Source organism: Shewanella sp. SR1, from assembly GCF_020447145.1.
Taxonomy (GTDB): domain Bacteria; phylum Pseudomonadota; class Gammaproteobacteria; order Enterobacterales; family Shewanellaceae; genus Shewanella; species Shewanella baltica.
In genome coordinates, this window is sequence record NZ_JAJAEF010000005.1 from 60872 (window position 1) to 82980 (window position 22109).

Sequence of the window (22109 nt, forward strand, 5' to 3'; positions counted from 1 at the left end):
AAAATTGTGAACTTAATCACATTTTTATTACCAAAGATAATACAATAAGTTACAAATATTAATTAAATATCATGTAGTTAAATAAAAGTTCTTTTATGCTTACCTGCAACACAGTTTCATCAATTTATCGTTATTTTGCTTACATCTGTAAAAAGTGCGCTTATAAAAAAATGCATTTGTAAAAAGTGTACTTGTTGGCAATGTATTTATAAAAACGTATTTATCAAAATTGTGCTGATAAAAAAGGGAGCTAAGCTCCCTTCTCTTCTGTAACGCTATGTTATCTCACCGCTAGGCCAATACCTTAAGTACAAGCAGCTTAGGTTAAGATCTTGAATAAGTGCGCTTTCAGTGCCGCAAAATCGGCGGGTAAGTCAGCCGACAAGATAGGTTTGTGGGCAACGGCCTCAAGTTCAACCGGCAGTGGTAAGTTAAGATTTAGCTCTCTATCGACCACATCCTTAAATTTAGCGGGATGCGCTGTACCTAAGAATATACCCACTTCATCGGGCACTAAGGTTAAAGACAAGGCTTTAGCTGCAATCGCTGCATGGGGCTCAGACACGTAACCTTGTGCATGCAACTCAGCTAATGCCAGTGAAGTTTGCTCTTCAGATAAACGCATGCCCACTAAGTTACTCAGCGGCCAAGCTAATTTCTCACAAATGGCTTCCACTCGCGGCCAGTTACTTGGCTCACTCACATCCATCGCATTAGACATAGTCGCTTGGGTTTGATTGGGCTGCCATTGGCCGTTTTCTAAATAGCGCGGCACAGTATCATTCGCATTGGTTGCGGCGATAAAGCGTTTAACCGGTAACCCCATGGCTTTGGCGAATAAACCCGCCGTCAGGTTACCAAAGTTACCACTTGGCACTGAAATCACAGGATCGGCATCGTGGCGCTGTTTAGACTGGGCAACGGCTTCAAAGTAATAACAAATTTGCGCAAGCAAGCGGCTAATGTTGATAGAGTTCGCCGAGTTTAAGCTCAGCCCCTCGCGGACTTCTGGATCATCAAAGGCGCGTTTAACTAAGTCTTGGCAGGCATCAAAATCGGACGATACGGCAACTGTGTGGATGTTTTTGCCCAACGTCGTGAACATCTTTTCCTGTAGCTCACTGATCTTACCCTTAGGATAGAGCACCACCACATTGACTTTCTCAAGTCCATAGAAAGCATCGGCAACCGCGGCGCCTGTGTCACCCGAAGTCGCAGTCAGAATGGTTAAGCGTGTGTCGCCGACAAAGGCATTGACGCATTGCGCCATAAAACGCGCACCAAAATCTTTAAATGCCAGAGTAGGACCGTGGAACAATTCGAGGCAAGCGCGCTGCTCATCGACGGCAACTAAAGGTAAATCGAAGTTAAAGGCACGCTCAACCAGTTCATCTACCGCATCTTGCCCTAATTCAGAGGCAAGCCATGCACCGAGCACTTTCTTACTGCGCTCAACAAATGGCAGCGCCAGCAGCCCTTCAATATCGTCCAAGACCGGAATTTGGGTGGGAAAGAACAAACCTCTGTCCAGACCTAAACCTAATTGCACTGCTTCTTTAAAGCTCACTTTCTGCGAAGGGTGTTTTAAATTATATAGTTCCATGCTCACTCGACCTTTTGATGCTAAGCCTTAAATGCTAATTCTTGATGCATGCTCTTCATGCATAAGATGGATATTTAGCCTTAATGCTTAGGCTTGATACTAAAAATAAGAATTAATCGACTCTACGCGTGCCTTGATCATCGAGGCGACACACGTGGGCAAAGCCACCCACCTCGGTTAAATAATGCTGTTCTAACCAAGCTTTAGCGGCATTTGCCGTGGCTAAATCATCGGTAATCGAAAACAGCGTTGGGCCACTGCCGGAAATCCCCGTAGTCAACATGCCTAAAGCGGCTAAAGCGACTCTGGCATTGTCGTAACCCGGAATCGCAGCGGCGCGATAAGGCTCGGCTAACACATCCTTTAATACGCTGATCGCAAGCTTGGCATTCTGCTGATAAGAGGCATGTACAAAGGCACTTAAATAACGACCAAAATCGATAGTGACACTTTTATCGTATTGATCAGGCATGAGTTTACGCATCATCGCCGTCGAAAGTGAAATCCCAGGATAGGCCACAACCCAATACCATTCTTTAAAACTCGGTATCGCTTCACATACAGTGCCCGGCACATTGAGCATCAATTGCATGCCGCCCAAATAACAGGGGGCGACGTTGTCATAGTGCACACTGCCGCTGATCTTACCTTCAAACTCGCCCATCAGTTCCAGCAGGGCTTGCTCGTTATAAGGTCTGTCAAAATGTTCATTCAGTGCATATAACGCCGCCACGACTGAACTTGCACTCGAACCTAAACCACTGCCGACGGGCAGGTTCTTTTCCAGTGTCAGCGCTACGCCTTCATCTGCTTTACCAAGCGCGTCTAAATACTCCTTACTCAGGACGGTTAAGAAGAATTCGGCACATTGGTACACTATATTGTCTTGCGGATTTTCAGGCAGTTTATGGGCCCAAGCACCAGTCTGCGCCAGACTCACACCCGACGCTGCCGCCGCGATAGTCACTCTGTCGCCGAGTAAACTGCCATCGATAGGCGCCAAAGCGGCGCCCAGTAAATCAAATCCGACTCCCACGTTACCCATAGAGGCTGGAGCGTAAACGGTCAAACTCATACACTCACCTCACGAGTCCAATTCAAGGTTCTTAATACATCGGCAAAGGCGCCAGCGGCGGTCACTTCCGTTCCCGCGCCATAACCGCGCAGCACAAAGGGAATGGGCTGATAATAACGACTGTAGAATGCCAAGGCATTTTCGCCGCCTTTAACGCTATAAAGGGGATCCTGTGCATCGACTTCGGCGATACGCACTCGGCACACACCATCCTCAATTTGCCCCACATAACGCAGCACTTTACCTTGGGCTTTGGCCTGCGCCACTTTAGCGGCAATCGCCGCATCAACCTGCGGCAAACGCGCCATAAAGCTCTCAACATCACCTGAATCATCAAATTCGGCTGGCAATACAGATTCAACCTGTACATCACTGAGCTCTAACTTTAGCCCTACTTCACGGGCAAGAATGAGCACCTTACGCGCCACATCCATACCACTCAAATCATCACGGGGATCGGGCTCAGTAAAGCATTTTTCCCGCGCCAGACCAGTCGCTTCAGAAAGAGTCATGCCTTCATCGAGCATGCCGAAGATAAAGGATAAAGAGCCCGATAAAATACCATTAAACTTATGCAGCTTATCACCCGCAAATAACAGTTTTTTCAGGTTATCAATAACTGGTAAACCCGCGCCGACTGTGGTTTCGTATAAAAATTGGCGGCGCTGTTTTAAGGCCGTTTGGCGAAGCGCTTGGTAATAAGCATAATCGCGAGTGTTCGACTTTTTATTCGGCGTGACCACATGCAAACCTGAGTTCATCACATCCAAATACAGATCCGATACTTGCTCGCTTGAAGTGCAATCCACCAGCACAGGGTTCAGTAATTGTTGCTCTTTCGCCCATGCCAGTAACGCTGGGATATCACAAGTTTGCTGACTATCGGCAAGCAAGCTAGACCAGTTGCTTAAATCGATGCCTGCGCTGTCGAGTAACATCTTGTTCGAATTCACTATGCCGCAAACACGGATACTGATGTGCTGCTCTTTGAGCATGGCGGACTGTTGTTTTATCTGCTCAAGCAGACCAGCGCCTACATTGCCACAACCCACTAAAAACACATCTAAATATTGCTGCACATCGAAAAAGCCTTGATGACAAGCTGCTACTGCATGCTTAGTCTTACGCTGCTCGATCACAGTCGAAATTGAGCGCTCGGACGATCCTTGGGCGATGGCGATAATGTTCACGCTTGCCTGCGCTAACGCTTGGAAGAAACGAGCCGCCACCCCTTTATGGGTGCGCATGCCATCACCAATCAAAGAAACGATAGCGAGCTCATGACGCATAGCGATAGGTTCAAGCAAATCACTTTTTATTTCTAATTCAAACTCTTGCTCTAAAGCCCACTTCACTTTGGCCGAATCAGATGTGGCCACACAGAAACTAATGCTGTATTCAGAGGAGCTTTGGGTGATTAAAGACACAGACACGCCGCTGCGGGAAATCGCCGCTAAAGTACGGCTCGCCATGCCAACCATACCTTTCATGCCTGGGCCTGAAATATCGAACATGGTCTGGTTATCTAAATTGGAGATAGCTTTAACCTGCAAGCCAGTTTCATCGGCTTGGTTTGATACCAGAGTACCGGGCGCATCAGGGTTAAAACTGTTTTTGATATAACAGGGAATATGGAACTGGGCGATAGGTGCAATAGTCTTAGGATGCAACACCTTAGCACCAAAATAGGAAAGCTCCATTGCCTCTTGATAGCTCAGTTGTGACAACAACTTGGCGTCGGCAACCACCCGTGGATCGGTATTATAAACACCGTCAACATCGGTCCAGATTTCACAACTTGAAGCATCCAAACAGGCGGCCAGTACGGCAGCAGAATAGTCAGAACCATTACGGCCTAACGTCACCACTTTGCTCTGTTCATCGGCGGCGGTGAATCCCGGCATTACCCATACACGTTTTTCACCCAGCGCCAACGCGCGAAACCTTGGCTTACTCACAGCGATATCAACGACAGATTCTAACGGACGACCACGACCTAAAAATAAGGCGCGTGGGTCGAGCTGAGCCGAAGTGATCCCCTTAGATATCATCACTTGTTCCATCAAGGCTGCAGATAAACGCTCACCTGCGACCACGATTTCGGCGCGGATACCATCGGGACACTCTTGCAGTAATCCGATACCACGTAATCTATCCTGCCAGATCACCAGCTGGGCATTGAGTCCAGAAAAAAGCTGTTCGCTTTGCTCACTCGACAGCACTGAGTTAACGGCGTCTTGGTACAGCGAAGTAAATACCCGCTCAACGTGCTGCAACACAGGTAAATAATCTTCCCCTTTAACGGCTACGTCGACCATTTCTAATAAAGCATTCGTCACGGTCGCAGGGGCCGATAGCACAGTGGCTATGGGTTCAAGCTTAGATGACTGGGCAACGATATCCGCAGCCATCGAGAATCGCTGCCAATTTGCAAGCGAGGTACCACCAAATTTCATTACTTTCATCTTGTTCTCCTGTACCGCGCCCGACTTAGAAATAAGAGCTAGAAACAAAAAAGCCCGCTTCTTTGTGGGAAGCGGGCTTTTTTGTTAAAATTCTTTAGGGTGTATCAGCCCGCCCCCACTATTGTTGTAGTGGTGGTTGTAATAATGGTAGTTACTACGAAACCTAGGCTATGCATGTGTTTGGGCTAATCCATGTTAATTTCTTGATAAACAGAATTGCTTTTTTTACCCGCGCTTGTCAACCCCTAAAATGGATTATTTATCAGCAAATCTTCACACACGATAAAATACTGTATCAAGATTAGTTAATATAAAGTTTTCTAGGGGTAAAAATGCGATTTATGCAATAGATAACTGTTGACGTTAACGTAATCAAATAGGAAATCCATTATAAAATCACTTGTTTTTCAGTTAATTATTTATAGTTCACTTTTAACTAATGCGTTATTTGTTCTACCTCATCACTCAGGCCAAATTGGCAGGCTAATGCGCAAAAATCACATTACACATGCTGCACCGCGTAAAACTGGCTTTAATCTGCCGAAAAAAAAGCTGTGCGATATCTAACATAAGCCACTTCAAATTATCGCCAGCACTAAAAAAGCACGTTATTATGCGCGCACATTCCGAACCGGAGGCGATATGAAGATCACTCAACACAGCGCGGTAACCATTCATTACCGTTTATCAGATCAAGAAGGCAGACTATTAGAAGACTCTTTCGACTCTGAACCTATGCTATATCTACACGGCACTGAAAACCTGATCCCAGGTTTAGAAGCCGCATTAGATGGTAAAACCAAAGGCGAAAAACTCGATGTCACTATTAGTGCCGAAGAAGCCTATGGCCCTTACCACGATGGCCTACGTCAAGCCGTGCCATTAGAAGCCTTTGGTGATATCGAAGATATCGTCCCAGGCATGCGCTTCATCGCCGAAACTGAAATGGGTCAACGCCCAGTCCAAGTTATGGAAGTAAAAGACGATGTTGTTATCGTCGATGGCAACCATCCTTTAGCGGGTCAATCGCTCAACTTCAGCGTCGAAATCGTTGACGTTCGCGAAGCCTCAGCTGAAGAAATTGCCCATGGCCACGTTCATGCCCAAGGCGGTTGTGGAAGTCATGGACATGATCACGACCATGGCGGTGGATGCTGTGGCGGTTCAGGTAAAGAAGAAGCTGGCGGCTGTTGTGGTGGTTCAGAGCACGATCATGGACATCACCATGAAGAGCATGAAGCCTGTGACACACCTAAAACAGGTTGTGACGGCAATGGCGGCTGTGGTTGCCGCGGCTAGATACTGATTGATGCCCAAGATGAGCTAGAAATAGTTTATCCCTAAGCGGTTGAACTGCCATAGTTTAACCTTTTAAGATGCACGCCCTTAATTTAAGGTCGTGCATTTTTTATGCACAAGCGTTTATACTATTCGTAATAGATAAATAACTGACTGGTAAATTGAAAACATTCAAATTTTATATGAATATTTTCAATTAGATATTGATATCAACCTGAGTTAAGCGACGGAGTGCTTATGTTAACCAAACCCCTTTACGAAATTTTGCCTTTTGGCTACATGGCGCTCGGTAGTTCGAGTTTTATTGCACTCGACATCAACTATGCCCTAGTTGCGGCTACAGTAGTGTTCGTCTTAGGTGCGAGGATCTACGTTATGCGTTCTCAAAACCGTCGAACTGACTCGGCAAGGCGACGTAAGTCGGGCTATCTTCCCGAAATGATTTATAACTTCTTACCTTTTATCTATCTCATAGCGGCATTGGCTATCTTTAAATTCCTTCCCAAGGACCTTTACCCTATTGTGGCTATCTGCTTACTCAGCTACGGCTTATATATTCTGGTGCGTCGTTCACTCTATCGTCGCCATAAGCTGCCCATCACGCCTTAAGGCAGAGTTCTATTCACCAAAACAAGCGCAAAAAATGTCCACAGGGCTTGTTTCCATGTGGGCATTAACCAATCAACTTTTGAACTCTCGCTCTATGCTCAGGAGACATATTTTTCAAGTAATTAGAACAACGCGTGATCGTCGCAATACTCACTTCATATTCTGCAGCTATGTGCCTTTGGCTCATATCCCCATCCAATAACAACTGAAATACCTTTAAGCGTCCGGCAACCGCACTACGCTCTTCTTCGGTTAACAGTAAATGAAACAACACAGAAAGATCTTCATAATTGCTGTGGCTCAAAATTTTTTCTAATACTAGATCCCAGTTTGCTCGCATAATAACCCTCATAAGTACTGTTCAAGCATTACATAGGCAGTCTAACAGATTTACTCTACATACAAATAACTTGTTACGTTTAGTCATCTTATCCAGACAAAAACTGACAAAAATGCTTCTAGTACATCAAGTTAATTTGTGTACAATAGAAGCGCAATGTCACACTTCGACGCTAATTTGTGAGAATACGATGAAAAAATTACTACTTACTCTCGTTGCCAGTACTCTATTGGCTTCAGCTGCACAGGCACACAATTTCGAAGATTCTAAAGATGCGATTGAATACCGCCAATCTGCATTTGGTCTTATTGCTTATAACTTTGGCGATATGGCTGCCATGATGAAAGGCAAAAAACCTTTCGAAGCGGAAACCTTCGCAATGCGCGCAACGAATGTTGCTGCATTATCAAAAATTCCTTTCGAAGGTTTTATTGATGGCTCAGACAAAGGCGATACTGAAGCCTTAGCCAAAGTTTGGCAAGACAGAGCTGATTTCGATGCAAAAATGAAAACTTTCCAAGAGAATGCAGCCATTCTTGCTACTGTTGCTCAAAAAGGTGATCAAGCTGAAATCAAGCAAGCCTTTATGAATACAGGAAAAAGCTGTAAAGGTTGTCACGACGTTTATAAGAAAGACTAGTTCTATTTAGTTTTTCGTCCATCAAAAAGCCTGCTAATTAGCAGGCTTTTTGTTACTCAAACACTCAGCGTAAAACTATAGCACTTGCACTATCGGCCACATTAAATACACAAAGACTACAGCCGCTAATACAGCCAGCAGCACTAAGGCAAACCACTCTGACTTGAATGTAAGATCACGATTCACGCTTGATGACAGTGCCACCTTAGAGACCTTCTTGTAGCCACTGAGCATAGCACCAACTAACTTATCGCCCTTGATAGCATGGATAACCACTGCCAGTACATGAATGGCACTCAGCGCTAGGATAAGGTTAAAGTTCATCTTATGTAGCCAAGTCAAAAATCCACTGGTATCTGAACTGACATAGCTATAGAGCGGACCTTCGGTAAAAATATCATCGGTCGCAAAAAGGCCTGTGACTAATTGCAGGCTAATGATCCCAATCAGTGCGACAACCATGTAGCCACCAATAGGATTGTGCCCCAGCACAACGGAGACTCCCTTCGTTTTGATTGCTTTCAAGTAGTCGAGCACAACCTTAGGGTGATGAACAAAGTGGCTAAACCTTGCCGTATCGCTACCAATGATCCCCCAAAGGATCCTAAATCCAATGAGGATAAGCAAACTATAAGCAAAAATTTGATGCCACTGCATTTCGCCAGCGTCAGCACTCCACCATAAAAGTGCCAACAGACACACCATGCCCCAATGGAAAATTCGCGTGGGTAAATCCCAGACCTTAATCTTAACGTGTTCAATATTCATAAAATGGGCAAACTCAAAGTGAACGAATGAAATAAGTTGAGGTATTTTATCGGGATTTGGGATGAAACTTAAAGTAAATATAAGTAAATTAGGGCAAAGACTGCGGAGTTATCCCATCGAATATGACCCGATTTAGCAGGCAATACAAGGCTTTTTGGCCAGGAATTATTGATATTTGTCTAAGTGATCAAATATCCAACGAACAGTAACTAACTGGCACAAAAATGTGATCTAGATCTCGTTTTATAGTGCAGACCTTGGTAATCTGAAATCCAAGGAAACAACAGAAGGTTCGAAATATGCTAAAGATTACTAGCAAGCAACTTGAAGTCACATCTCCTATTCGCGAACGTATTGAAAGCCGTTTCGAAAAACTTTCAAGGCATGATGTGCAAATGATAAATCCCCATGTAATCATTACGGAGGAGAAACCTGGTTTCAAAATTGAAGCATCGGTTGGCATCCCAAATGGAGAACTCTTCGCTCAAGCAAAACATGAAAATTTATATACTGCGATTAACGCTATGGGCCAAAAATTAGAGAAGCAGCTCAATCGCATAACGCACAAACCGGAAGCACAACGTTCCACATCATTAACACCGACTAATAATATTGTTGAAGTTGACGACGAGTACGAGGAGGAAGATGCGGCATAATTTAAGTTTAGTGAGTGCGAGAAACGCATCACTTTGAGAGCAATAAAGTAGAAATATTTAATCAGATCACAGTTTTTACAAAAGCTTAGTGCAATCATTTTAATGATGAAAAAAAACAGTTCGTTTGACTAAATACCTACTACACTTTACAAAGTGACAGCAAGAATCGAAGTGGTGCGAATTTAAATCGTTTCAAATGTTGATTTACTTTAAATTTTGATTTACATATATTGGTTAACAGATATTAATTTATAAATAACGTTACTGGATATAACTAAGGAGCACGACCAATCTAAGCCATATAGTTTTAAGCACTAAGGGTTTTAAGCTCTAAGATTTACTGTTAATGATTAATTTTACTTATAATTTCCACGTTCAAAAGCTCAACGTTATACTTTCAACTAGGTTCCACTTTCAATAGTAAGTTAGGAAAGGAGGCAACGCAAAGCGAACAATTTGATAATATTGATATTGTTGATATTAGTTACAATCAAGTATGTTGGCATTCACTAAAGTAGTGCTCAATTTTGACCGAATAACAGGATGACCACCAGAAACAGGCGGCATTGCTCAATACCAGAGTAAACATAAGGAGCCGAGTACAGCGCAACGAGTACATTAGCGAAACCTTTAACTATCCAATTTTTTATATCCACAATGGAGGCCTAGGTAAAAATAAACAAAAGTCACATGATCAAAAGCTAAATTACCAAAAGTGCTTATTGTAAGACGGGTCGGCACCAATGCGTGCTAAACACTGAGATAAATGAGGTAACAACTGTCACATTTAGTTAGAAGTAGATTAGTGATTTGAAGTGAGTCATATTTACACTGATATACAAGTTAGCGTTTTTAGCGTGAGATTTAATGTAAGTGTTTAATGTAAGTGCAATACGTTGGTTTTATTGAAAGTTATTAGTTTACTTAGTGTTATTTGTATAGTAAAAACTGTAAATCGTATAAATATTTATTTATGTAATGCGTTAACTTTTACCGTTAGTTGAGTTTTGATACTTTATAGACACCTTAAATAATTTTTAATTATCAACTAAAAAGGAGGGCATCTAGACTTGACGAAAAATGTAATAACAGTAAATGAGAGTTTGTTATACGCTCCATGTATTAACACGTTAGGTTTTAAAGTAAAAAGTAACAATGTAAGTAGCAAGACCTAAACGCATGACAAGGCTAAGCTGTTTTTACAGCAATATGTACCTAGTACAACTAATGAGCCGTAAATCGTTTATTTTAAATGTTTTTTTGTTAGTGTTAGTTTTTAATGTTATAGATCCATGTAATTGTTAAAATATAAGTGCAAGACATGTCAATGTAAGTTCGCTGGTACTCAAAAAGCATAGTTTCAATGTTATACGCTATGCCGCATAAAGTACTTGTTAATGTTCATTGTAAATGCAAGTCGTTATCTAGTGAGTTGTTAACGTTTTACTGTTACACGTAAATGTAAGATAAACGAGTGTTTTACCTTGTCCCACACTGACTATAAGGAGGATAAACTCGCTTGACCATATATTCATACTCAAACCAGCGCACCCCCGGGTGCGCTTTCTTTTTAGTCTGTCTGTGAGAAAGTTTTGATTGACAGCTAAGCCCTAGCCCTTTAGTTTTAAGACCATGAAAATGATAACAGCAGCTTTTTTTACTTTCTTTTTTACACCCCCACTCTAGGAGGCGGATTTACTGTGTAAAAACGAAAGTAAAAATCCAAAGCCTCCCAACTGGGAGGCTTTTTTGTCTTAAACGATTGATAAAATACATGGCGGCAATTGAGGTCAGAATGCATACACCACAGCCTTTAAATCAAACCCGAGAGCAGATCACCAATCTGGATAATGAACTGCTGGCATTACTCGCAGAGCGCCGTCGCTTAAGTCTAGAAGTGGCCCGTAGTAAAGAAGTGGATGTCAGACCCATCAGAGATACTCAAAGGGAAAAAGAACTACTCGCTAGGCTAGTGAAAGAAGGCAGAGAAAAGGGATTAGATGCCCACTATGTTATCTCCCTTTATCAGAGCATCATTGAAGATTCAGTATTGAATCAACAAGCTTACCTTCACGGCCGTGCCAACCCCGAAACACAAAAACAGCAGTATTGTATCGCCTACCTCGGTGCACGAGGCTCTTACTCTTATCTCGCAGCAACCCGCTATTGCCAACGCCGCCACGTTGAAATGCTGGACTTAGGTTGCCAAAGTTTCGATGAAATAGTGCAAGCCGTTGAGTCTGGGCATGCTGATTATGGTTTTCTGCCGATTGAGAACACTTCCTCGGGTTCAATCAACGAAGTCTACGATGTACTGCAGCACACCAGCCTATCGATCGTTGGTGAAACGACGATTGAAGTCAGCCATTGCCTACTAGGAAAAGCTGGCAGTCAATTAGCTGACATCAAAACTGTCTATGCCCACCCTCAGCCTATTAGCCAATGCAGCAGATATTTAAGTCAGCACAAAGACTTGAGACTGGAGTACTGCTCAAGCAGCGCAGAAGCAATGGACAAGGTAAACCAAAGTCCAGATAACAGTGCAGCAGCCATTGGTAGCGCCGAAGGTGGTGCACTCTATCAACTAGAGTCGATAGAAGCGGGCTTAGCGAATCAGAAGATCAACCAAAGCCGCTTTATCGTCGTTGCCCGCAAAGCCGTTGCCGTGCCAGAGCAGTTACCCGCTAAAACCACGTTGATCATGGCAACAGGTCAAAAAGCCGGTGCGTTAGTTGAAGCCCTGCTGGTGCTGAAAGCGCATCAGCTAAACATGAGCAAACTAGAGTCACGCCCGATTCCAGGAACACCTTGGGAAGAGATGTTTTATTTGGATATCGACGCGAATATCTCCAGTGAATCAATGCAGGCGGGTTTAAAGCAACTCGAGCGGATCACCCGTTTTATCAAAGTATTAGGCTGCTATCCTTGCGAAACAGTCAAACCCACGCAGCTGAGCAACAGCCAGTTACTGATTGAACCTAGCACCTCTAAGGACCAAGTCATCAGCGAGAATGGGGCAAACACCAGTCCAATTCGATATAGCAAAGCCTATAAAGAACAAGCCAGTGAGATCAACTGCGGTGCAATGACAATCGGTTCAGGGCATGTCGGTGCCATAGCGCAAATCACGCTGAATAATGATATTTCACACTTAGCGTTATCGGCTTTCGAGCAGCAAGTGAAACAGCTTAAAGAAGCGGGATTCCAAGCGGTTCTACTTAATGCTGTTAATCAAGTGGCTATGGCGGAAGTGACCCTCGCTAAACTGCGCCAAATCCTGCATCAATATGGTCTAGTGTGCATTATTGCCATAGAGCAAGAAGCCGATATGCCATTAGCCGTTCAACACGCCGATATGCTGTTCTTGGCGGGTAAGCAGATGTTTAATCAAACCTTACTCACTCAAGCGGGCACCTTACCAGTACCTTTAATACTTGAACGTAACGATATGGCAAGTTTTGAAGAATTACTCACGGCAACAGAAGTGATCTTAAGCCAAGGCAATCAGCAACTGATCCTGTGTGACTCTGGCATTAGAACCTTAAATAACGCCAATCTACCCTCACTCGATTTAGCAAGCCTGATCCAGATTAAAGCCACGAGTCATTTGCCCATTTTGATCAACCCTAGCTATGCCGTATCAGATGATGCCCTACTGGTTCAAACCCAAGGTATTAAGCAGCTTAAAGTGGATGGATTGATACTCAATTGCCCACTCGATAGCAATAATGACTCTGAGTCGCTTAACTTAATAGGCGCTGTAGTGCGGGAATTATATAGGGCTAACTAGCGCTTCATCTTGAGTGATTTAATCTTAACTGAAATGTAATTAGTTCGAAGTGTATTCAGGGATAAATGAGACTTCTTTTATCCCTGATTGACTGAAATAAGCCTGCAAGTCAGCGTGATGACTAGCAGGCTTAATATTGTTTACTATCGCTGCCCAATCATCCTTTATGCATTTTCAGAAGAGCCAACAGCCCTCGATGGTTCGGTAACCGCATTACTCCTGCGGATAAGCCCTGTCATAGTAGAGCCCTGCACTAGAATCGAAAATACGACGACGGCATAGGTCATCACTAACAATAATTCCCGCAGCTCCACACCACCAATGGCATCTATGACAATCCCCTCAGGTAAACTCATTGCCATCGCGAGTGCTAATCCTCCCCTTACCCCCCCCCAAATCAGAATCGTCTCTGCATAGGGGTTGTAAGACTTAAACAACCTAAAGCCCATATAAGGTAATAACACACTCACGGCACGCGCCAATAACACCAATGGAATCGCCACAAACATAAACCACCACAATGGTGCTTTAAAAGTGACTAACAAAAGCAGTAAGCCGAGTAGTAGGAAAAGTAATGCATTGAAGAAAGATTCAATCAGCGACCAAAATGTCAGTAGTTTCACTCGCTCGTGGCGGGCAAAAAACTTAGGCACACTGAAATTACCTATGATGATACCTGCACTCACCATAGCTAAAGGCCCAGAAACCCCAAACACTTCCGCCATCACGTATCCCGCGGTTGGGATCAGCAAAGTGACCAACATCAATTGCGTTTCTTCCTCGCAATAGCGGAAAAAATGATGCAGCAGAAAACCAAGAACGCCACCATAAATAACCCCGCCTACCGCCTCACGAATAAATAACTCAGAGATATGGATAAACGTCAGCGGTTCAGTAGAGAAGGCTAATTGCGATATTGCCACAAAAATCACTAACCCTATGCCATCGTTAAATAAAGATTCACCTTCCACTTGGATAGCAATATCTTCCGGTGCGCCCATTTTCTTTAAAATAGCCAAAACGGCAATGGGGTCGGTTGGCGAAATTAAGGCGCCAAACAACAAGCAGTGGCTAAGCTGTAACGGGAGACCCAACATAGGCGCGACCCCAAATAACAGTCCTCCTATGATAAATGTCGATAATAAAGTGCTGACAAAAGCAAGGATTAAAATCTCCCACTTCTGATGCCTCAGTATTTTTAAACGGATCTGCAATGCGCCGGCAAAGAGTAAAAAACCTAACATGCCATTGAGCAGCAAGGCTTGAAAATCGAGCTTCTCTAAGCCTGAGACAAAATACAGATAGACATGCCCGCCTAAGGCCTTTCCCCCTAGGAGTAATAACAAACTCATGCCTAGGGCGATAGCCGTAATGGCCACAGTTTCCTGCAGTTTATGGACGCGTGAAGAGACAACTGAAGTGACTAGCGCCAAGGCGCAGAGGATACACAGAATTTGGTAACTGGACATAAGAGCCTCTAAAAATCATCAATTTAGAGACTCTAGCACAAGTTTAGATTTCTAAACCATCCAATAGACTTAACCACCCTTTAATGATCCTGTGGCAAAACCAAATGATCCCAAAGAGATAAATCGAAAGACTGAGCCAAGTTAACGGCACGCAATAGCCGAGCACTAACAAGCCAAGAAAGGCGACATTAGAATGCCGTTGCCAACGCAAATGCGACGCCAATAATGGATTACCATGGGATTGACGTTGGGAAACATTAATGAACAAACTTAGCAGCACGGGAAGTAATAATAAGGGAAAGCCCGACATCAAGGCGTACAACAAATGCCCAAGAGAACGGTCTTCAATTTTTGCGGCATAAGTGGTTGTCATTGTCATTGAGAGACTCCAGCCAGACTAATGGACTGGGCGCAAACATCATACGCCCTTGTCATTAACCTTACGTTCTCACTGAGATAAGCGCAACTAAGGATTAGAAATATTTCCATCCATTTAAGAATAAGCCTGATAAGCCCTGTGTAACTGTCACTAATTAATCAGCGCGCTAGAGTTTAAGTGTCACATCGGATGTTAACGTTGTAGAGCACGCCAGTACAAAACCCGCTTCAATTTCCGCGGCGCTGAGCGTCATCACACTCGTCGATACCGTTTCTCCCGCCAATACTTGGCATTTACAGGCGCCGCACACGCCTGAACGACAGGCAGCAATAATCGGTAATCCTTCAGACTCTATTCCCTCAAGTAGACTCTGCCCTTGCATTAGCCTTGTGCTGCGATCGCCAATAGCTAAGTTAAAAGTAGGCAAGATAAAGGCCCCTTCTTGCGGATTTTCATCTGCTTCTGTAGGCGACTTTGCTTGCATGAGCTGATTACGTGCGGCTTTCTCGGCCGAGGCAAAACTCTCATGGTGCAACCGACTCATATCAAAGTTGAGTTCGGCCAATAACGCTTTTACCGCCTGCATATAAGGCTCGGGCCCGCAGAGATACACCGTTCGCTCAGCAACATCAGGCACTAAAGTTTGCAGCATCTGTGCAGTTAATCGCCCTATATCAAAACTTATCTTTGGGGAGAATAAAAGTGATGCTGCCGCCGACTCCAGCGCATAACTGAGCTTAAACGTATTAAAGCGGCTCGCCATCGTCTCCAATGACGATTTAAAAATAATATCAGCGTCTGAGCGCGCGCTGTGCACAAAGGCAATATCGGCATCAATTTGAGTATCAGTTAAATAACGCGACATCGAATACATGGGCGTAATGCCGCAACCGGCACTCAAAAACAAGTATTTCGTCGCGGGGATATCAACTAAGTTAAATTGACCCATAGGTGGCAGCACTCGCACACGCTGGCCTGGCTGCAAGTGGTCAATAAGATAATTAGACACCAGTCCACCCGCCACACGCTTAATCGTCACCATCAAGGAATAGGGTCTCGATGGCGATGAAGACAAGGTATAACTGCGGCACACTTGCTCGCCGCTAATCTCGAGCACAAAGGTCATAAACTGGCCGGGTTTATAGTCAAACTTCATCGGCTCGCCCGCTTGAAAACGAAAACTCATCACATCGACGGTTTCATTCCAGCGCTCAATGCACACCAGTTCGCTAAGCACTGGTCCGTTTCGCGCTGGCTCGGCGTCTACTGGGCTAACACTTTTGGGTTTATGGAGCGCTTTCGCCCGTGCCATCACACTCAAATTTATCGCATTCATAGCATTCTTACCTGCAACACACTGCGGTTTAACCCTCGGCAAAACCGAAAGAAAACCGCAGTTAAACAACGAATCATTACTGATTTAAATCGCTATTTTCAGCTGATTTCAGCAATGAGCACCGACTGATTTACGCCACGTTCAACATGGTCTTTAAATCGGCCTCAACTGTGGTGGTATTGCGTAAGCCAAACTTTTCTTCCAAAATTTTGGCGAGATTAGCGGTTAAAAATGCAGGTGGTGTAGGGCCTGTGCGAATGTTTTTTACGCCGAGCGACAACAGTGTCAGTAACACCACAATGGCTTTTTGTTCGAACCAAGAGAGCACTAAACTCAATGGTAATTCATTGATATCACATTCGAATACTTCAGCTAATGCAATCGCTAACTGAATTGCAGAATAGGCATCGTTACACTGGCCCACATCGAGTAAACGTGGAATACCGTTAATGTCACCAAATTCGAGTTTATTGAATTTGTACTTGCCGCAGCCTAAGGTCAGGATTAATGAATCCTTAGGCGTCGATTTCGCAAGTTCAGTAAAGTAGCTTCTGTCGGCCTTGTCACCATCGCAGCCGCCGACGAGGAAGAAGTGTTTAATCGCGCCACTTTTTACATTTTCAACCACTGCTGGCGCAGCCGCCATCAAGGCATTACGCGCAAAACCAATCGTGATAGTGTGGGGGATTTCATCATAGATAAAGCCTTCTAGTGCCAACGCCTTATCAATCACAGCCGAGAAATCATCGCCTTCGATATGCACCACACCAGGCCAACCAACTATGCTACGGGTAAAGATACGATCGCTATAACTGCCCACATTGGGGTCGATAATGCAGTTGGACGTCATCACCACAGCGCCGGGGAAATTGGCAAACTCTTGCTGCTGATTCTGCCAAGCACTGCCGTAATTACCGACAAGGTGTGGATATTTTTTAAAGGCTGGATACGCCAATGCTGGCAGCATTTCGCCGTGGGTAAACACATTAATGCCCTTACCGACGGTCTGCTCAAGGATAAGCTCTAAATCCTTCATATCATGACCAGATACCAGGATTGCCTTGCCCTTAACTGACTTAGTATTGACCACTGTAGGTTCAGGGTGACCAAAGGCCTGAGTTTCACCCGCATCAAGCATGGCCATAATGCGGTAGTTCAACTGACCAATATCCATCGCCGTGGTAAATAGCTTGTCGGCATCGACACTCGGCTCACCTAAGAAAGACATGATTTCGTGAAAACGCCCTGCTACATCGGCATCAGTCTGACCCAACACGCGGGCATGCTCCATATACGCAGCGGCACCTTTAAGGCCATATAAACACAATAACCTCAACCCCATGATGTCTTCATGAACGTCATGCTTATCTTTATTTAGCAGCGCAATCGGTGCCTGCGCGAGCATTTCAATCTTACTGATCCCCAGCACTAACTGAGCGACTTGCGGCACTTGCTCAGCAGCAATACCGGCTTGTTCACAAGCCGCTTCGTAAGAAGCTTTTAACTGAGCACGATACTTAGCCGCCTGCTGGGTATAGGCCATAATGCGCTCATCATCGAAGTTGACGTTGGTGAGGGTCGCGAAAAAGGCTTTAGGCACAAAACTATCAATTTCAGCATCGATAATGCCCAGCTCGCGGGCTTTAACGGCATAAACAGACACGCCTTGCAGCATGTAAATCAGCAAGTCTTGCAGATCTGACGTTGCCGCCAACTTGCCACACATACCTTGGGAATAACTACAACCATTGCCAGCGGGTGTACGAATGGTTTGCTCACATTGAATACAGAACATGGATAGACTCCTAATTTAAATTCATGCTTTATTTTTACATGTTTAAAACTAGTCTACCTAAACACGCCATAAGCGACAGTCATTTCTAGAATGGGATGCTAAATGTTAGAGAACGATCACCTTAAGCAATCACTAATAAAGGCTATAAAACCTGCCAAATATCCATAAAAAAACGCCCGTCAATGACGGGCATTTTTAAGAATAACTTACTCTTTATTAATTAGTTTTCATATCATTTACCGATTGCAGCATAATGCGGCTTTCGCGTTGGAATTGAGGGGCAAAATCCCCAAACCATTTAGCGACGCTTTGGAACTGCTTAATAAACTCGTTCCTGTCGCCGCGTTTTAGCAGCTCTAACGCTTCACGGTAGTTGTCTAAGTAATCACCAATAGCATGCTGGCTATCTTGCTGGGCAAAAATAATATCGGCGTAAAGCTCTGGGCTTTGGGCGAATAGGCGCCCTACCATAGCCAATTCTAAGCGGTAAATCGGCGAGCTAAATTGCAGTAAAGTATCAATATCTGCCTCTTCCTTGCAGAGATTCAAACCATACACAAAGGTCGAGAAGTGTCGCATCGCCTGCACTAACTGCATTGCACTGTCGTGACGTTCGGGCTCTGCTTCGACAATCCGCGCGCCCCAAATGGCAATCTGCTCAAGCAACCATTGGTATTTCTCCGGCGAGCGGCCGTGGCACACCACCACGACTTGTTTCGCCAGACTGCCCACATCGGGACCAAACATAGGATGGAAACCGACGACAGGACCAGAATGCGCCTCAAGCATGGCTTTAACCGGCTCTGTCTTGATGGAGGTCAAATCCGCCAGAATACAGTCGGCTGGTAATTGGGTCAGCTTTTCGCGAATAAGCTCGCAAGTAATCGCAATCGGCACAGTCACTAACACCATGCCCGCATCGGCAAATAGGCTATCTGCTTGCTGCCAATCGTCTTTATCGAGCAGATTCACTTGGTAGCCAGATAAGGTCAGCATTTGTGAAAACAATCCACCGAGTTGCCCCTTACCGCCGACAATCACCACTGAGCCAAGATCTTTTTTAACTTGCTTAAAGCCAACATCTTTTTCATTGAGATAAGACTCGCGCATCAAGCGGCGTAAAATATCCTCAATTAATTGCGGCGCAATCCCCATGTTTTTCGCTTCTTCGCGGCGTTTAGCGAGCATGGCGGCTTCACGCTGCGGTGCATAGATCGGTAAACCGGCGCCGTGTTTCACTGTGCCCACTTGCGCCACGAGATCCAAGCGCTTACGCAGTAAATGCAGTAATTGCTGATCGACACCATCAATCAGGCCACGAAGATGTTCTAATTCGGCCGTTGTTTTTTCATTCATACCTGAGTCCATTAAGCTGTCGCCAATTTAAGCGTTAGCAACTTTAAGCATATCGAAGCGTGCCGGGAGTATTGAAGATAACTTCACCGCGCCGTCACGTAAAATGGTTTCTGTTTTTTCCCAGTTAATACAGGAATCTGTCACAGATACACCGTAAGCTAGCTCGCTTAATGGCTTATCGCAGCTTTGATTGCCTTCATTTAAGTGGCTTTCAAGCATAACGCCGATGATCGATTTATTGCCGTTATAAATCTGCTCGAACACATCTTCACACACAGGCTTTTGGCGGCTGTAGTCTTTGGATGAATTGCCATGGCTGCAATCGATGATCAAACGTGCATTGAGTTTGGCTTTGTGAAGCTGTGCCTCACATTCTGCCACGCTTGCGGCATCGTAGTTTGGTGATGCACCGCCACGTAAAATCACATGACCATCGGGATTGCCCGCAGTTTGTAATAAGGCGACTTGGCCCTGTTGGTTAATGCCCATAAATCTGTGACTGCTGGCCGCTGACTTTAGCGCATTAATCGCCACATCGAGCTTACCATCGGTGCCATTTTTAAAGCCAACTGGCATAGAAAGACCCGATGCCATTTCCCTATGGGTTTGCGATTCAGTGGTGCGGGCACCGATGGCCGACCAAGTCACTAGCTCAGAAATGTACTGAGGGCTGATAGGATCAAGCGCTTCAGTGGCGACTGGCAGCCCTAATTCGGCCAACCAAATCATCAGCTCACGGGCCATTTTAAGACCCTTTTCGACATCGAAGGATTCATCCATATCGGGATCGTTGATCATGCCTTTCCAACCTACCGTGGTACGCGGCTTTTCAAAGTAAACTCGCATTAATATGTAAAACTCATCACTGAGTTCATCGTGCAGGGTTTTAAGCCTTAAAGCGTATTCCTTAGCGGCGGCGATATCATGGATAGAGCAAGGCCCGGTGACGATCAATACTCGATTGTCGCGCTTATGGACGATATCAGCCACGGTTTTGCGGGCATTGAGGATATAACGATAAGCATGCTCAGAAAGTGGCAAGGCATTTTTAAGCTCTTGCGGCGTGATTAAAACTTTCTCTGAACTGATGTGTACGTTGTTAATCGTATCTTGTTGCATGCTTACCACCTAAGACTTAGTGTTTAACCCAGTTATCGAAGCAGGACTTCAAGTCAGCTTGGGCATTCATTTCGGAAGAAAAATAGCGTAAATCCATCGCAATGTACTTTTGTAATGCTACACCATTACAATCAGGCGACCACTATGCCTGTTCATTCTATTTAGATCAAGTATAAATACTCAAAAAACAGCAACAAAAAACCGCCACTAGGGCGGTTTTCTGTGCGAACACTACGTCTTGTTTTCTGTAGCGGTAACTATTACTTAGTTGCCAGCTTCTCACGGATACGTGCAGATTTACCTGAACGATCACGCAGATAGTACAGTTTGGCGCGACGAACGCGACCACGACGCTTAACTTCAATGCTAGCGATCAGTGGGCTGTGCGTTTGGAAAGCACGCTCAACACCTTCGCCATTAGAGATTTTACGTACTGTGAATGCAGAGTGCAGACCACGGTTACGCTTAGCAATTACAACGCCTTCAAAAGCCTGTAAACGCTCTTTATCGCCTTCTTTAACACGAACCTGAACTACTACTGTATCACCAGCACCAAACGCAGGTACGTCTTGTTTCATTTGCTCATCGTTGAGCATTTTAATGATGTTGTTCATAACTTACTCCGTTCTAGAATTAACTGAGCTACGACTAAGCATGCTTGTTCATTGCTTCAACGAACTGCGCTAATAGAGTCGTTTGTTCGTCAGTCAGAGCTAGATTTTGCAATAATTCTGGCCGTCTCAGTAAAGTCCTACCAAGGCTTTGCTGTAAACGCCAGAGTCTAATTTGTTCGTGGTTGCCACTTAGCAGCACTGCCGGTACGTCAACACCATCAAGGCTTTCAGGGCGAGTGTAATGTGGACAATCCAGTAAACCGTCGGAGAAAGAATCTTGCTCCGCCGAAGCTTGTTTTCCTAGCACGCCAGGAACCAATCTCGATACTGAATCTATTAGAGTCATCGCCGGTAATTCGCCGCCCGAAAGCACGTAATCCCCTATCGACCACTCTTCATCAACTTCCGTTTGAATGATGCGTTCATCAATACCTTCGTATCGACCACAGACCAAAATCAAACGTGATGATTGAGCCAACTCAGTGACGCCTTGCTGATCCAGCTTGCGTCCTTGAGGTGACAAGTAAATCACCTTCGCACCTTCACCCGCTGCGGCTTTCGCTGCATGAATGGCATCACGCAAGGGTTGCACCATCATCAACATTCCGGGACCACCGCCGTAAGGCCTGTCATCTACCGTATTATGTCTATCATGGGTGAAATCACGGGGATTCCACGTGTGCAACTCGAGCAGGCCGTTTTTCACGGCTCGACCCGTAACTCCAAAGTCTGTCACGGCACGGAACATCTCTGGGAACAGGGTTATTACCCCTAACCACATCTGTTGTACCTCGAC

At 44.8% G+C, this 22109-nt stretch carries 18 protein-coding genes and 2 other annotated features; of the genes, 5 read left to right on the top strand and 13 right to left on the bottom strand.

Features of this window, described 5'->3' with window-relative positions; translation table 11 throughout:
• Positions 1-319: 319 nt before the first annotated feature.
• The 3 genes from thrC to thrA all read right to left on the bottom strand — a co-directional run bounded on the left by thrC (position 320) and on the right by thrA (position 5143).
• The gene (thrC, locus tag KV201_RS06080) at positions 320-1603 is read right to left on the bottom strand and encodes a threonine synthase (protein ID WP_071939186.1); all 1284 of its coding nucleotides are present in this window, start codon (positions 1601-1603) and stop codon (positions 320-322) included.
• 112 nt (positions 1604-1715) lie between these two features.
• Complete coding sequence (gene thrB, locus KV201_RS06085; protein WP_226058822.1) at positions 1716-2678, bottom strand: homoserine kinase; 963 nt, start codon at positions 2676-2678, stop codon at positions 1716-1718.
• Positions 2675-5143, bottom strand: a complete 2469-nt coding sequence (thrA, locus tag KV201_RS06090; RefSeq protein WP_226058823.1) for a bifunctional aspartate kinase/homoserine dehydrogenase I — start codon at positions 5141-5143, stop codon at positions 2675-2677. Before thrA ends, thrB begins: the two co-directional genes overlap by 4 nt.
• Positions 5144-5186: 43 nt before the next feature.
• Positions 5187-5307 (bottom strand) — a sequence feature (Thr leader region).
• Positions 5308-5785: 478 nt separating this feature from the next.
• On the opposite strand from thrA, the gene slyD reads away from it, so the two are divergent.
• Positions 5786-6442: a peptidylprolyl isomerase gene (slyD, locus tag KV201_RS06095; RefSeq protein ID WP_226058824.1), complete on the top strand. Its 657-nt coding sequence runs from the start codon at positions 5786-5788 to the stop codon at positions 6440-6442.
• 237 nt (positions 6443-6679) lie between these two features.
• Positions 6680-7051, top strand: coding sequence for a hypothetical protein (locus KV201_RS06100; protein WP_011846179.1), 372 nt, complete (start codon positions 6680-6682; stop codon positions 7049-7051).
• Positions 7052-7115: 64 nt separating this feature from the next.
• Here the strand turns inward: KV201_RS06100 and trpR are convergent, their stop codons facing one another.
• Positions 7116-7391, bottom strand: coding sequence for a trp operon repressor (gene trpR / locus KV201_RS06105; protein ID WP_011846178.1), 276 nt, complete (start codon positions 7389-7391; stop codon positions 7116-7118).
• A gap of 190 nt (positions 7392-7581) precedes the next feature.
• Between trpR and KV201_RS06110 the strand changes: the two genes are divergently transcribed.
• On the top strand, positions 7582-8031 hold the full coding sequence (locus KV201_RS06110; protein ID WP_006080801.1) for a cytochrome c: 450 nt from the start codon (positions 7582-7584) through the stop codon (positions 8029-8031).
• A 75-nt stretch (positions 8032-8106) separates the two neighbouring features.
• Here KV201_RS06110 and KV201_RS06115 read toward each other — a convergent pair whose 3' ends face one another.
• On the bottom strand, positions 8107-8799 hold the full coding sequence (locus KV201_RS06115; RefSeq protein ID WP_063884545.1) for a cytochrome b/b6 domain-containing protein: 693 nt from the start codon (positions 8797-8799) through the stop codon (positions 8107-8109).
• A gap of 299 nt (positions 8800-9098) precedes the next feature.
• On the opposite strand from KV201_RS06115, the gene raiA reads away from it, so the two are divergent.
• Positions 9099-9455 (top strand): ribosome-associated translation inhibitor RaiA, encoded by a 357-nt coding sequence (gene raiA / locus KV201_RS06120; protein ID WP_006080799.1) that lies wholly within the window; start codon positions 9099-9101, stop codon positions 9453-9455.
• 1637 nt (positions 9456-11092) lie between these two features.
• Positions 11093-11209: a sequence feature (Phe leader region), on the top strand.
• Between the two features lie 41 nt (positions 11210-11250).
• Positions 11251-13245: a chorismate mutase gene (locus tag KV201_RS06125; protein ID WP_226058825.1), complete on the top strand. Its 1995-nt coding sequence runs from the start codon at positions 11251-11253 to the stop codon at positions 13243-13245.
• A gap of 164 nt (positions 13246-13409) precedes the next feature.
• Here the strand turns inward: KV201_RS06125 and KV201_RS06130 are convergent, their stop codons facing one another.
• The 8 genes from KV201_RS06130 to trmD all read right to left on the bottom strand — a co-directional run bounded on the left by KV201_RS06130 (position 13410) and on the right by trmD (position 22094).
• Positions 13410-14714, bottom strand: a complete 1305-nt coding sequence (locus KV201_RS06130; protein ID WP_226058826.1) for a sodium:proton antiporter — start codon at positions 14712-14714, stop codon at positions 13410-13412.
• 43 nt (positions 14715-14757) lie between these two features.
• Positions 14758-15093: a hypothetical protein gene (locus tag KV201_RS06135; RefSeq protein WP_006080796.1), complete on the bottom strand. Its 336-nt coding sequence runs from the start codon at positions 15091-15093 to the stop codon at positions 14758-14760.
• Between the two features lie 166 nt (positions 15094-15259).
• Positions 15260-16429, bottom strand: coding sequence for a hybrid-cluster NAD(P)-dependent oxidoreductase (locus KV201_RS06140; RefSeq protein WP_226058827.1), 1170 nt, complete (start codon positions 16427-16429; stop codon positions 15260-15262).
• A gap of 130 nt (positions 16430-16559) precedes the next feature.
• Complete coding sequence (gene hcp / locus KV201_RS06145) at positions 16560-18224, bottom strand: hydroxylamine reductase (protein ID WP_226058828.1); 1665 nt, start codon at positions 18222-18224, stop codon at positions 16560-16562.
• 216 nt (positions 18225-18440) lie between these two features.
• Entirely contained in the window at positions 18441-19580 is a 1140-nt protein-coding gene (gene tyrA, locus KV201_RS06150) for a bifunctional chorismate mutase/prephenate dehydrogenase (protein ID WP_012588257.1), read from the bottom strand.
• A gap of 27 nt (positions 19581-19607) precedes the next feature.
• Positions 19608-20699 (bottom strand): 3-deoxy-7-phosphoheptulonate synthase, encoded by a 1092-nt coding sequence (locus KV201_RS06155; protein WP_115335237.1) that lies wholly within the window; start codon positions 20697-20699, stop codon positions 19608-19610.
• Between the two features lie 260 nt (positions 20700-20959).
• Positions 20960-21313: a 50S ribosomal protein L19 gene (gene rplS, locus KV201_RS06160; protein ID WP_006080791.1), complete on the bottom strand. Its 354-nt coding sequence runs from the start codon at positions 21311-21313 to the stop codon at positions 20960-20962.
• A gap of 34 nt (positions 21314-21347) precedes the next feature.
• Positions 21348-22094, bottom strand: coding sequence for a tRNA (guanosine(37)-N1)-methyltransferase TrmD (gene trmD, locus KV201_RS06165; RefSeq protein WP_006080790.1), 747 nt, complete (start codon positions 22092-22094; stop codon positions 21348-21350).
• Positions 22095-22109: the final 15 nt, after the last annotated feature.